The 13,587-nt window shown below is 39.0% G+C and carries 7 protein-coding genes; 3 read left to right on the top strand and 4 right to left on the bottom strand.

What is annotated here, in order from left to right; all coding sequences use genetic code 11:
- Nucleotides 1-15 precede the first annotated feature (15 nt).
- Both NMK36_RS07490 and NMK36_RS07485 read left to right on the top strand, forming a co-directional pair.
- Nucleotides 16-1,335 (top strand): AAA family ATPase, encoded by a 1,320-nt coding sequence (locus NMK36_RS07490; RefSeq protein WP_072722785.1) that lies wholly within the window; start codon nucleotides 16-18, stop codon nucleotides 1,333-1,335.
- Entirely contained in the window at nucleotides 1,292-2,047 is a 756-nt protein-coding gene (locus NMK36_RS07485) for a retron system putative HNH endonuclease (RefSeq protein ID WP_367997207.1), read from the top strand. Before NMK36_RS07490 ends, NMK36_RS07485 begins: the two co-directional genes overlap by 44 nt.
- A gap of 77 nt (nucleotides 2,048-2,124) precedes the next feature.
- Here the strand turns inward: NMK36_RS07485 and NMK36_RS07480 are convergent, their stop codons facing one another.
- Together NMK36_RS07480 and NMK36_RS07475 are read right to left on the bottom strand one after the other, a co-directional pair.
- Nucleotides 2,125-5,409 (bottom strand): O-linked N-acetylglucosamine transferase family protein, encoded by a 3,285-nt coding sequence (locus NMK36_RS07480; protein WP_254173439.1) that lies wholly within the window; start codon nucleotides 5,407-5,409, stop codon nucleotides 2,125-2,127.
- Nucleotides 5,384-9,757 carry a glycosyltransferase gene (locus tag NMK36_RS07475; protein ID WP_254173438.1) on the bottom strand — a complete coding sequence of 1,458 codons (4,374 nt, stop codon included), beginning with the start codon at nucleotides 9,755-9,757 and terminating at the stop codon, nucleotides 5,384-5,386. The genes NMK36_RS07480 and NMK36_RS07475 overlap by 26 nt, the downstream gene beginning before the upstream one ends.
- Nucleotides 9,758-9,967: 210 nt before the next feature.
- Between NMK36_RS07475 and ftsH3 the strand changes: the two genes are divergently transcribed.
- Nucleotides 9,968-11,806: an ATP-dependent zinc metalloprotease FtsH3 gene (gene ftsH3, locus NMK36_RS07470; protein ID WP_072722782.1), complete on the top strand. Its 1,839-nt coding sequence runs from the start codon at nucleotides 9,968-9,970 to the stop codon at nucleotides 11,804-11,806.
- A gap of 121 nt (nucleotides 11,807-11,927) precedes the next feature.
- Here ftsH3 and NMK36_RS07465 read toward each other — a convergent pair whose 3' ends face one another.
- The gene (locus tag NMK36_RS07465) at nucleotides 11,928-12,536 is read right to left on the bottom strand and encodes a CPP1-like family protein (RefSeq protein WP_072722781.1); all 609 of its coding nucleotides are present in this window, start codon (nucleotides 12,534-12,536) and stop codon (nucleotides 11,928-11,930) included.
- Between the two features lie 267 nt (nucleotides 12,537-12,803).
- Nucleotides 12,804-13,580 (bottom strand): peptidoglycan editing factor PgeF, encoded by a 777-nt coding sequence (gene pgeF / locus NMK36_RS07460; protein ID WP_254173437.1) that lies wholly within the window; start codon nucleotides 13,578-13,580, stop codon nucleotides 12,804-12,806.
- Between the last annotated feature and the right edge of the window lie 7 nt (nucleotides 13,581-13,587).

The following is a 13,587-nucleotide window of genomic DNA, read 5'->3' as shown; positions in this document are numbered from 1 at the left end:
TTTAAGGAGACAAGAATGTGGGTCGAAAGCGTAACTCTAAATAACATTAAATGCTTTAAAAACGAGGAAATTATTTTCACTCGGACTGCTATTAATGTTTCCAATCATCGCCCAAAACCCTATTCTTGGATTTCCTTATTAGGGGAAAATGGTGTTGGCAAAAGTACATTACTGCAAGCCATTGCCTTACTTTTAGCAGGGCCAGAAGCCGCGAAAGAACTGCTACCTCGCCCTACGGGTTGGGTTTGTGATTCTAAAAAGCCGGGGAAATTAAGTATTACTTTAAATCAAGAAGAAAATGATGCTGTAATTTTTGGAAAGGTGATTTTTGGTAATAAAAAAAGAAAAAAAATTTCCTATTCTTATTTTGTTACAGCAGATAAAGCAGTCAAAGTCGGTGAAGAGACTTATACAGAACCTGCATTAATTGAAAAAAGTTCAGAAATATTAAGTTGGTTGAGAAAGAATGCGTTTGCATCCGATACAAAAGGATGGTTTGCTGCTGGATATGGTGCGTTTCGTCGCCTAACTAGAACCAGTCAAGTTTTAATTCCTAGTTTAGAACCAGCAAAACGATCTAGCAATTTTGCCACGCAATTTAATGAAGATAGTGCGTTGAGTTCATTTGAAAGATGGATGGTTTATCTGGAATTTAGAATTGCTAAAGGAGATCCAAGCGCAAAAAAAATGCGAGACATCGGGATAAATGCGATTGAAAAACTACTCCCTGGAAATACAAAAATTGCCGAAGTAAGTATCGAAGGTTTAATTATATTTGAGATTAATGGTCAAAAGGTTTCAACGATTGGTTTATCGGATGGATATCGCAGTATTATTGCGTTAGCAGGAGATTTAATTTGGCGCTTACTTCAAAGCTTTACTGATTTAGAAGATCCCACTCAAGCATCGGGTGTTGTTTTAATTGATGAATTAGACATTCACTTACATCCTTTTTGGCAACGATGGATTGCTGAATGGCTACGCGAAGTTTTTCCCAACCTTCAGTTTTTTGTTGCTACTCATAGTCCTTTTATTGCAGCTGGAGCCGGAGAAGATGCTTTAACTTTACGTTTAGATATTGTTAACGGAGAAACTAAAATTACACCCGTTGAAGACATCTCAGCTTATGATGTTGACTACATTCTCAGAAGTCCGGCTTTTGGTTTAGAGTCTACCTATTCCCCCTCCACACAGGAGAAAATTCAGCGATATCATGAACTCAGAATCAAAAAAGATAAGCTGTCTAAAGAAGAAGAGCAGGAATTTAACCAATTGAAACTGTTTATGCAGGATAAACAACCTATTTCTCCTCCTGAACAATGCAAAAAAAGATGATCTTAAGGATGCTATTAAGAAGGCTATTAATAAATATAATCAGCCTGAAGTCAAGCAAGCTTTAGTTGAAATGTTTCAGGGAAAATGTGCCTATTGTGAGAGCCAGATTCGGATTGTTGATTATGGGGATATTGAACATTTTTGTCCTAAAAGTAAAAGTGAATATACTGATTTAACCTTTGAGTGGACAAACCTATTATTATCTTGTACCATTTGTAATAATTCTCAGCATAAAGGGACAAACTTTCCCCTAGATGCCAATAAGAAACCTTTGCTAATCGATCCAACTGATAAAGACACAGATATTTTTGCACATCTTAAATTAGATTGGGATCAAACTGTGAAACAAGCCTGGATTGATGGGGTGACTGATAGAGGTAAAACTGTTGTAGATATTTTTGATCTAAATGATAAAAGAGGTACAAGGAAAGAGTTAATTCGAGACCGAAGTAAAAAAGTTAAAACAATGCTTGTTGTTTTCAAGATGGCTACCAGTGAAACAATTGATGATTCTACTAGAAAAGATGCGATAAACTTACTAAAAGAGTCCTGTAATATTGAAGAACCCTATCTAGCTTTCGCTTTATTTTATATTTTACCATTTTTAGCTCATCACTTTCAAGATTTAGATGCAATTAATTTCTTAAAACAAGTAGGTCAACGGAGTCCGAGCTATAGCCAATTTGCCAGAATTAATCAATTACCGGATTAATTGTAGGAGGGTTATTAATATTTACATCAATCTCGGTGAATCCGCCCCTACAGTCAATTAATTTCTAAGCCAAAATTCTAACTTTTCACATGAGAAACCTGATTACTTAACTGTTGATAATCTGAACGAAACCAGTGCGGTAAACGGGAAATATTTTGAATTTGTAATTGTCCGGGGCGACAATATAATAACACCGCTAACAGGTATTTAATCTTGTCTATTTCATTGAGTCCTTGATTCATTTTAGAAGCTAATGTTTTGATAAATTCCTGTTCTGAAGCCGTTAACACTTCTTGAGAAAAACCACTATGTAATAACGTTCGATAAGCTTGACCCACTGAACTTTGATAAATTGATTCTAATGTTGGAGATTCCAAACCCAACCAAAAATTAGCTAATTCTTGACGAATTTGACGTAACTCTTTAACAATATCAACATTAGACGGATCAATTCGATATAAATTTACACATCCGACTAAACGTTTTTGGAAAGCTTCTGTTTCAGATAACGCTTGATTTTCTGGAACAGAAACAGCCGTTTTTAATGCCGTTGATAGTTTGACTGTTTCCAGGTTTGAGGGATTTTCAAACACCCGTTTATAATCTTTCAATAACCATTCAGGTAAACGATGATCTGCATTAGCAACTAATATCTTACCCGGAGGATAATATAACATCAACACCATCAAAGAGTTTAAAGAATCAGACTGTTTGAGTCCAATCGCCTTTTGAGTTATCTCATGGAGAAACTTTTGTTCTTCTGGGGTTAAGGCTTCCCTTTGAATCCCTCGATTTAAAAGAATTTGATAACCTTTTCCTAGATTCATTCTATAGGTTTGTTCTAAATGTTCAGGTGAAATTTTTAACCAGTGCTGCGCCATAAGTTTCCGAATTTCTCGCAACTCATCAATAACGGATTCATTATTTCTTTCTAAATCATAACGATTGACTGCATTAACTAAGCAAGATAAATACTGTTGTATTCCTTCTCGACTATTCGCTTGAATAAATTGCTGATTTTGCTGCCAATTTTGAAATAATTGCTGAAAGATTACACCAATTTTAGCCGAGTAGGTTCGACTATCCAAAAATTCAGGATTTTGCTGCATTTTGTGTTGAATTTCCTGGCGTTTTTGTTGTCGGAGTTGCGGGTTATTAGCTAGGGTAATGGCTAAGTTAATATAGGCTGCTTCGCTATTAGTAATTAAATCAGGAATAGAGAGCGATCGCAACAATGAGGCAGCCATCAAAGACCGGAAAGATCCTCCATCTCTGGGGATAATTATCTGACCAGCTTGGGAGGTTTCAGAAGAATAAGAAGGAATAGAATCTCCATCTCGGACAATGGGAACTAAACCAACTTCTAAGGGATCAAGTAAAGATGTTACCCCAGAAAACGGATAGGAATCTAAATAAATATCCGCTAATTTCAAATATTCTTTAATATCTGAACGACTGGGTTGTTTTTGTAAGAAAATTAAGCGACGACTTTCTACCCCATATTGGGCAAGAACGCTTTGAAACTGCTTAATAAATGGAACTGTTGCATAGCGAGAACTCCAGTTCGGGTTAAAGGGATATAACACTAAGAAAGAGTTAGGAACTGCGGCTAAAATTTTAGCCCAAGTTTCTTGAACTTCTGGAATAATTTTATAAAAATTTGATCCTGAAATAAACATAATGAAATCATCAGGAATTCCTAATAAAGAACGATTAGGAATTCGTTGCGGGGGTTCAGGGGGAATTACAGAACAACTAAAACAATGTGCAGTCCCCGGAATTAATATTAATTTTTCTCGATATTGTTCTTGAGCATTTTCTTGAGGTTCGGTTAAAACCCCTGAGATATAATAATCAATACTTCCCATCCCACTGGTAACACAGGATGGGGTTGTATTGACTTGAATTCTGGCTAATTTATGCAATGCTAATAAAGTGACTGGATGAGAAACTGCGGTGATATTACTCCCAATCAGTAAAATATCTAAATCATGATTTCTAATCAAGTTCACTTGTTCGGTTAAATTACTCGGAAGTGGAACCAATTGATCAACGCGATTTTTACAATACTGTTCTAAAGGATGATTGTTGGCGGTTACAGTATATAAAATGACTTCAAATTGATTTCTATCTAAATATTCAAAAGTAGGTAATATGGCATAAGTTTCTGTTTGAGGATTAAAATGATTACTGAGAATTCCTAGACGAATTTTTTGACGACTGTTAGAACGTTGAGGAAATTCATAATCTAAAGCATGACCTAAACTTTTTAGGGCGAACTCCATAATTTCTGCCCGTTTAATATAAATCTCTTTGAGATTTGCCGTATTAAAATATAACGGAATAAAGTTAGCCATTTGGGTGAATTTCCAGGCTAATTCTTTCCAAATTGGAAACTCAGGATTACTCATAAACCGCCCATGAGTATAGTTAATCCAATTTTCTACATAACGATAATAACGGTCAGCTTCTCCGACTTCCTGGAAAAATTGAGGAACTGCTAACATAAACTTAAAATAATCCTCTAAAAACCATTTAGGAATAGGAGCTTGAATATACCAGTCTTGAGGGAGGTGATACGGATAACAATATAAGGTCAAAGCTAATAAATACTGTAAGCTTTTGGGCTGGTTTAGTCCTGTTTTTAAGTAAGTACACCAGTCTTGAATGTGAGTTTTTTCTTGAGGGGTTAAAGCTTCATTTTTAAAACTACTATTCAATAAAATTTTATAAGCTTGACCGATTTCTCCTAAATAAACTTTTTCTAAATTTTGAGTTTCTAAACCTAACCAATATTGAGCCAAAATCTGCCGAATTTGACGTAAGGGATTGATAACAGTGTTTGAATTAGGAGTTGCTTTATATTCTTCAGTTAAACGGAAAACTTCTGCTAAAATTTGAGCCGGAGTCAGGGTTTTTATCTCTACTTTTGGTTGTTTCGGAGGAGCAAATAAGGCAATAATTGCTTGTTTAACTATATCAGATTGACTACAATTTAAAGCAGCTTGAATTTGAGCAATAACGGCTTTAGCGTCTCCCTGAGTTAACATTTGTTGGGCGGTACTAATGGCATATAAACCATAGTGTTCTTTGGCTTGATTTGATAAATCTATCGCTTGATTTTCAGGGAGATAAGATTGAGAAATTTCAATCGATTTTAAGGTATCTGTAATATTTTCTCCCCCTTGAATTAAGCGAGATGTCCAAGAACTTAAATGCAAACGGTAAGCCGCTAAAATTTGAGGTTCATAACCGATAGGATAATGAGCAGAAATTCTTGTCCACATTTCCCAATCTGCTGCTGATTTGGCTTGGGGACAAAACCCCCCTAATTGTTCATAAATACTCCGTTTTACCACCATTGAAGAGGGTTGAAATCCGTTGAGAAACAGCAATGCGTTCGATCCAGTTTTCTAAAATTCCGGGTGTTTCTCGTTCTAAAGTAGAGATAGACCGTTGATGATTCTCACTATCTACATAATAATGACGACAAAATGCAGCCCCAATCTTAGGTTCTTTTTCAATAATATTTCTTAAGGTTTGATAAAATCCAGGGAAGACAAAATCATCATCATGTAATAGATGAATCCACTGTCCTTGAGCGCGTTCTAAACATAAATTAAAGATAGCCGTTTGACCAATATTAAGTTGAGAATGGCGATAAAATTTGATGCGATTTCCGCCTACTTTTTTAACAATTGCTTCTAGTTCAGCTTGTACTGCACTATCAGGACAATCATTAATCACTTCAATTTGCATTTCGTCTTCCCCTGGTGCTTGTTCCAGAACACTTCTCAGGGTTTGTTCTAAATAGTGAACTTTATTAAAGGTCGGAATCATCACTGACCAAAAGGGTCGCTTCAGATTAGAATTGAAAGGAGAAATCTGGGGAAAATTCCAGGGAGATTGAGAAAGACGAGTTAAATTCGGTTGAGTTTCTATGGCTTTAGTTTCTTCCTCTACAGACGTTGATTTCTGATTAATTCCTTGTAAATTTTCAGCTATTTCTAACAGCGTTGAACACACAATATCCGCCATTTTTTGCCAAGAGAATTTTTGAGCTTGTTTAAATCCGGCTGCAATTAAAGCGTTTCGTCGTTCAGTATTTTGTATATTTTTAAGTTCCTGAGTCAGTTGATCAATATCATCTTCGTTGACATAAATAGCGGCGTTATCCGCAACTTCAACAATAGAACTATTCCGACAGGTGATCACCGGACAACCGCAAGCCATTGCTTCTAAAATCGGTAATCCAAACCCTTCATATTTTGAGGGGTAAACTAAAGCGATCGCACCGCAATAGGCTAATCTTAACTCTTGATCATTTAGCCTTAAAAGATGAATATTACTGTCAGAAATATATCCCTGAAGTTCTTTTTCTAACTGAGTTTTTCCCCCAATACAAAGAATATCATAGCTTTGAAAATTATCTAACCGGGATAAAGCTTGAAACAATAAAATCGAGTTTTTATAACCCTTGGGACTAATGCGATCGCCAATAATAATAAAATAGGGTCTTGATAAATGATATTGCTGTTTAAATCGTTCAATTTCGGTTAAAGTGGCGGGAGTAAAAATTTCATCGACTCCACTATAAGCAACTTGAATGGGTTTATTAGTAACTTGTGGGAAAATTTTAACTAAATCCTGGGCGGTATTTTGAGAAATGGTAATAAACCCTGAAGCGTGTAAAATTCCACGATGTTTTTCTCGCCACATCGGTTCATCTAAATTTAGACCTATGACTTCAGGAATCATATCATAACCCATAAATACCGATGGGGTACGGATGGGAGTCGTATAATAAGTTGAAATAAATAAATCAGCTTTTTCTTGATCACAAATTGCTTGTAAGAGTTGGCGATCGCGATCCGTATTACCATAGTCATATAACGGAATAGATCGATACATAATTCCAGGGATTTTTGGTGCAGTTCCTTGCCGATCTAATACAATAATTTGTTGACGAAAATCTACTGTTGACCATTCTTTCAGTAACGCTTTCCAAACTCTCGCAATTCCGGTATTATTAAATTGAAAAAATACGCCATCAATAATAATTTTAAATAACTTAGACTTTTGAGAAAAACCTTGTTTTTTTGAACTTTCGAGCAAATTAATTTCTAAGGTTTCTGAAGGGTTCAAGACGTTTCCCTTGCGAAACCAAACCCCTGTATAGTCAATCTGATGAAGTCTAAAAGATTCTTGTTTTAGCTTTTCAAACTCATGAATTGCCTTTTTACACCCTTCCCAATGACCATAATCATCGATTTGAATCATTCCCAAAGGAACAACATTATCATAGAGGTTATTGAAGATATCTAAAGTAGAATCATACCAATCTCCATCCGCGTGCAAAAAGGCAATATCACCAATCTCTTTACGATATAAAGGCAATGTTTCACAAAATAAACCTGGGACGGGTTTAATAATAGATTGGACATCTAAAAGCTGACAAATCTTGTCTAAGTTCTCCCGAATTGGAGCACCTAAAGTCCCAGCACCAAAACCTGTTTGATTTGCTGGAATTCCCTGATGAAGATCAGCATCACTCGGATCAGGCATTCCTTCAAATGTATCAAAAGCATAGACAAAACGGGGGCGCAAAGTGTAACGTTTAATCACCGTTGCTAATAAAGCCGATCCGCCTCCTTTATAGACTCCACACTCAACAAAATTGCCTGGAATATCCTCTAAACATACTTTTTTAGCTAAGGAATAAAGAGAAAATAATCGTTCATAACTTAACAGAGTATAAGGTCTGACGATAGACAAAATTTCTTGAAATTCCTGTTCTGAATTATCAATAGCTCTATCGCTAACCCGATAATTCATTAAATGGGTTGGCAATTGCCAATTCACGTTAGAATCTGGTTGGTGCATCACAGGTTCTACATTTCCTCGCCAAGCCACTCCCATAATTTGCATCGTTTGATAAATCATCGTATTCCATCCTTTATCTCTCAAATAATGCAAGCCTTCAGCTACATCAGGAGAAGCCAAATCATGAAATAGAATCATGGCATTTTCTTCGGCATACTTTTCACAAGTTATCGCATCCTGAAGGGGGCCAGGAGATTCATGATTTCCATCAATAAAAATTAATGACCATTTTTTTTGGGATTGATTTGCGAGTTCCTCGACTTTTTGGGGACTATAACCTGCCCATAAATTAATCTGATTCAGAACCCCACTATTTCTCAAACAACTGGTTACACTGTTATAAATCTCTGCATTATTAAGGATCGGATCAATCACATCTAATTTGACTCCAGCCAGTCCTAAATGACAAGCTGACCATCCCATCCAACACCCAATTTCTAAGGCATTTTGATGCTTAAATTTTAGGGCTGTGTTGTAAAGAATTTGAGCTTCATCCCGACTTAAAAATCCTATTGTTGGTTGCCGACGATCTACATACCAGTTATGGGGAATATCCCCTCGCAAATAGGGCCAAGAACATCGAGCCGGATTTCCGACTATCATATTAGGAAAATATTGATCGGGTTGAACAATTTTTAATCCAGGGGAAACATAATCTTTTTCCGGTAATAAAGCTCGTTCGATCACTGAAAATGTTTCCTGAATCATTCTTTCTTCCTTAAACATTTTTTCGGCTCGCTTTTTACAATTTATTCCGATTATTTGGCGTAAATCTGCGTTCATTGCCCAATTTTGGAGAACGTCACAAAGCTCTCTAACCGTAGCTTTTGGGTCATGTTTGGGGTCAGCAATTAATTGACCCGTGTTTCCTAATTCTTCAGGAATTCCACTAACGGCTGTTGCAATTACAGGCAACCCTTTAGACATAGCTTCCATAACCGATAAAGGCATTCCTTCTAATTCTGAAGTGAGTATAAAAATATCAGCTACATCTAACAATTGAGAAACATTCTCTTGCTGTCCCAAAAACTTAACTTTATCCGTAATTTTTAACTGTTTAACTGTTTCTTGAAGTTCAGTTTCAAACTCAGGTTCAAAAACACCCCCACCTACCCAAATAAAATAGAGATGATTCCATACAGGTGTGGATCTCAACTGTTCAATAGCTTGCAATTGATACTGATAGCCTTTGCGTTTTTCGATCCGGGCAGAGGTCAAACAAACCACCGCATCTAAAGGAATTTTCAGTTTTCGGCGTAAGTTTTCATTAATTAATGGGTTACGGGGGGTAAAGTAATTTGATGGTCTGCCGTAGTAAATCACTTGCCCTTTATTTTCGGGAAGCCTAAATAGTTTTCGGAGTAAACTTAAATTGTTCTCAGAAACCGCAATAACGAATCGAGCTTTGTTGTAGTGATGAAATAATTGATCTAACTGGTGATTAACTTGAACGGCTAGATGAGGCTCAACTAATCCTTCTATAATGATATAAGGAATATTAATTTCTATAGCAATCTGTTTGATGATTAAATTAGAAAAAGGATTAGAATTACTACAAATCAGTAAATCGGTTTTTTCGAGTTGTTTTCGGATTATTAATCGTAAATTTTGACTGTCTTGAGATAAATTGGAATAATCAATCCCAATATGCTTAATACCCAGTTCTTGCTGTTGAGTTACCAATTGAGTGTAGGTTTGATGGTAGGGTGAAGCGTGTAGAGATGTGACCTCAAAACCGATTTTAGCTAATCCACATAAAAGCGAGTGATTATACTGAGCAACGCCACCGACTCCGGGATCATCTGTAGATAATAAAATTCTCTTCATGCCCACACCTACTCAAAAAATTTGCTGAATCATTGACGAGTGAAAATGCTCAATCTCCACCCTACATCTTAAATGAAGCTTACATCCCCTGATCACAGGATCTCTAGCCTTACCCCCTACCTGGATGAAAAATACGTTAAGATTAGTAACAATAGCATAAGAATACCAGAGTCCTGTGGACTCAGAGCAACAGTAGGAGGATAGACCTCGGTGAACAAACGCTGGAGAAATGCAGGGTTATACGCCCTGCTCGCCATTGTCGTCTTAGCATTAGCAACCGCCTTTTTTGACAAACAGCCCCAAACGCGGGAAAGCTGGAAGTATAGTACCTTTATTCAAGAAGTCAAGAGTAATAAAGTTGAACGGGTCAGCCTGAGTTCTGATCGTTCCAGAGCCTTAGTCACGGCTCAAGATGGGAATAAAATTTTAGTGAACCTCCCTAACGATCCTGAACTGATCGATATCCTGACTCAAAATAATGTTGATATTTCAGTTCTACCCCAGAACGATGACAGCTTTTGGTTCAAAGCCCTCAGCAGTCTGTTCTTCCCCGTTTTGCTCTTAGTGGGTTTATTTTTTTTATTGCGTCGCGCTCAGAATGGCCCTGGTAGCCAAGCCATGAACTTTGGTAAGTCCAAAGCGAGAGTGCAGATGGAACCTCAAACCCAAGTCACCTTCGGGGATGTGGCAGGTATTGAACAAGCTAAACTCGAACTCAGCGAAGTGGTAGACTTCCTGAAAAATGCCGATCGGTTTACGGCCGTCGGTGCGAAAATTCCCAAAGGGGTATTATTAGTCGGCCCCCCAGGAACCGGGAAAACCCTCTTAGCCAAAGCCGTTGCGGGTGAAGCCGGAGTTCCCTTCTTCAGTATTTCCGGTTCAGAATTTGTGGAAATGTTCGTCGGGGTCGGTGCATCCCGCGTTCGTGACCTGTTTGAACAAGCCAAAGCCAATGCGCCTTGTATCGTCTTTATCGATGAAATTGACGCCGTTGGTCGTCAACGGGGGGCAGGTTTAGGTGGCGGTAACGATGAACGCGAACAAACCCTCAACCAGTTATTAACGGAAATGGACGGGTTTGAAGGTAACACAGGCATTATTATTATTGCCGCCACGAACCGTCCTGATGTTTTAGACGCCGCTTTAATGCGTCCGGGTCGCTTTGACCGTCAAGTCGTTGTTGACCGTCCCGACTATAACGGCCGTTCAGAAATTCTCCGGGTTCATGCACGAGGTAAAACCTTGGCTAAAGATGTGGACTTGGACAAAATTGCCCGTCGGACTCCTGGGTTTACCGGGGCGGACTTATCCAACCTGTTGAACGAAGCTGCTATTTTAGCCGCCCGTCGCAACTTGACGGAAATTTCAATGGATGAAGTTAATGATGCCATTGACCGGGTGTTAGCTGGCCCAGAGAAGAAAGATCGGGTAATGAGCGAAAAACGCAAAACCTTGGTGGCTTATCACGAAGCGGGTCATGCTTTAGTCGGGGCCTTAATGCCTGACTATGACCCCGTACAGAAAATTAGCATTATTCCTCGCGGTCGGGCCGGAGGGTTAACCTGGTTCATGCCCAGTGAAGAACGGATGGACTCCGGTTTATTCAGTCGTTCCTATCTGCAAAATCAAATGGCCGTTGCCTTGGGTGGTCGGGTGGCTGAAGAAATTATCTTTGGGGAAGAAGAAGTTACCACAGGGGCTTCTAATGACCTACAACAGGTCACTCGTGTGGCTCGTCAAATGATTACTCGCTATGGCATGAGCGATCGCCTTGGCCCGGTGGCATTAGGTCGTCAACAGGGTAATATCTTCCTGGGACGGGATATTATGTCAGAACGGGATTTTTCTGAAGAAACCGCCTCTGCCATTGATGAAGAAGTTCGCCAACTGGTGGATGAAGCTTATAAACGGGCGAAACAAGTATTAGTAGAAAACCGCCATGTTCTGAATCAATTAGCGGATTTGTTAATTGATAAAGAGACTGTAGATTCGGATGAACTGCAAGACTTATTAGCCAATAATGATGTAAAAATGGCTGTGATCGCTTAATCAAAAGGTTCAATATTAAAGCGATTCAAAAAGAACAGGGCTAGATTTCTCAAACGAAAAACAGCCCTGTTTTTTATTAAAATTAGGTCGGGGGTTTTATCAGACTTTAACCGCGTTTGAATTAACGTAGAAAGCAACTCACAAGCCACAAAATCGTAAAAGTGATTAGAGAAATAAACTGTTCTACTGCTAAGGGTGTTCCAATCAATGAACTGAGTAAACTCCCCAACAACAACCCCGTAATTAAACCTGTCACTGTTAATAAAACAGCCCGACCAAACTTATTTTCTTTGCGGTTGAGAAAATACAGACAAGATCCAACCCCCAAGGCCAGGGTCAGCGTTAAAATCGAGTCAGGCGAACCGGGATATAAACTTAAACCCCCTAACGCTGCATAAATTCCCGATGGCCATAGCAGATCAGCACGGCTAGGAGTATCCAGCAGTTGTTGTAACCAATTGGGTTTTTGATTCGCTGGAGGTTGCAAACCGGGCGGGGGAGTTGGGGTCGCTCGTTCAGGAAAACGAATCCGTTCAGGGACTTTAATTTTGCCCTCTTGTCGCAGTTTTAGCCGATCCATCAAAATGGCATCATAAGCTGCTTCAATGGATTCCAGCAGCTTACGTTCACCACTATATTGTTGTTTTAGGCGATCCCGGGCTTCCTGAATTTCATCAAAGGAGGCATCAACGGTAACCCCAAGCTGTTCGTAGGGACTTTGCTCGCTCATCGGACTTTATATTTATACCGTTTTATTAACTGTAAGCTTAACTCAATCTCTATCCAAAGCGTTGCTCTGTTGAGAGACTTCTCCTCTATCTCTAATATTAACGACTGATTTGTCGGTGGACAAGGGGAAGAGGGGACAAGGGGACAAGGGGACAAGGGAATAAGGGGACAAGGGGACGGGGAGAAGAGGGGAGGGGGGAAGAGGGGGAATGATAGATGGTTTTTTGGTGAAAGCTGACACTCAATAGGTAACTGTCAACTCCCCTAATTATTGACTGACAATTCCTGACCATTGGACTTTTTTTAAGTTGTCTCGGCGGTAGGAGAAGAAGGCATTGGGATCTTGATAGGTACAATAGGGAGCGATGGCGATTTGGTCGGGTGTAATCCCTAACTGTTCTAGTTGTAAGCGATTAAACCGTCGTACATCTAAGCGAACTTTATGGGGTTCAGGGTCGGGAAGTAAGGGGGAATTGGGGAGTTGATAGATGGGTTCTAATCCTTCTGCTTCGGTGTCGAAAGCCAGACTTTCAGCTAACTGTGTGGCGACATCTAAGGACACTTGATAGACTTCCCCGGAAATAGCTGGCCCTAAAGCGACTCGTAGATCCTCTAATTGACTACCGACCGCTTGGAAATGTGCGATCGCTTCAGGAACAATTTTAGCAGCCGTTCCTCGCCATCCGGCATGAACCGCCGCCACTTTTCCGGTTTGAGTATCTGCAATTAACACCGGAACACAATCTGCTGTCGCCACCCAAACGGCTTCTGAGGAATTTTCTGCAAATAAACCATCGGCTTCCAAAAGGGGAATATCTTCTGCGGTTGAAGGCTCCAGGGGGTCTACAGTTCCCGTTTTTAATACTACATTTCCATGCACTTGTTTAACTCGATACACTGGAACTGAAGGTTGTAAAACATCCACTAAATCGGAGGGTGTACGAGGACTAAAGGAACGAGTAAAAAAGCCGTGTTGCCAATCTTTAAGCAAATTACAAGTTAAATAAGGTAATCCATCCCAGCTTTGCCAGTGCCAAGTGTGCATAAAATTA

It is taken from the genome of Planktothrix pseudagardhii, assembly GCF_904830925.1.
In the GTDB taxonomy this organism is placed as follows: domain Bacteria; phylum Cyanobacteriota; class Cyanobacteriia; order Cyanobacteriales; family Microcoleaceae; genus Planktothrix; species Planktothrix tepida.
The sequence above is the reverse complement of the archived record's forward strand: the minus strand, read 5'-3'. Positions and strand labels throughout refer to the sequence as shown.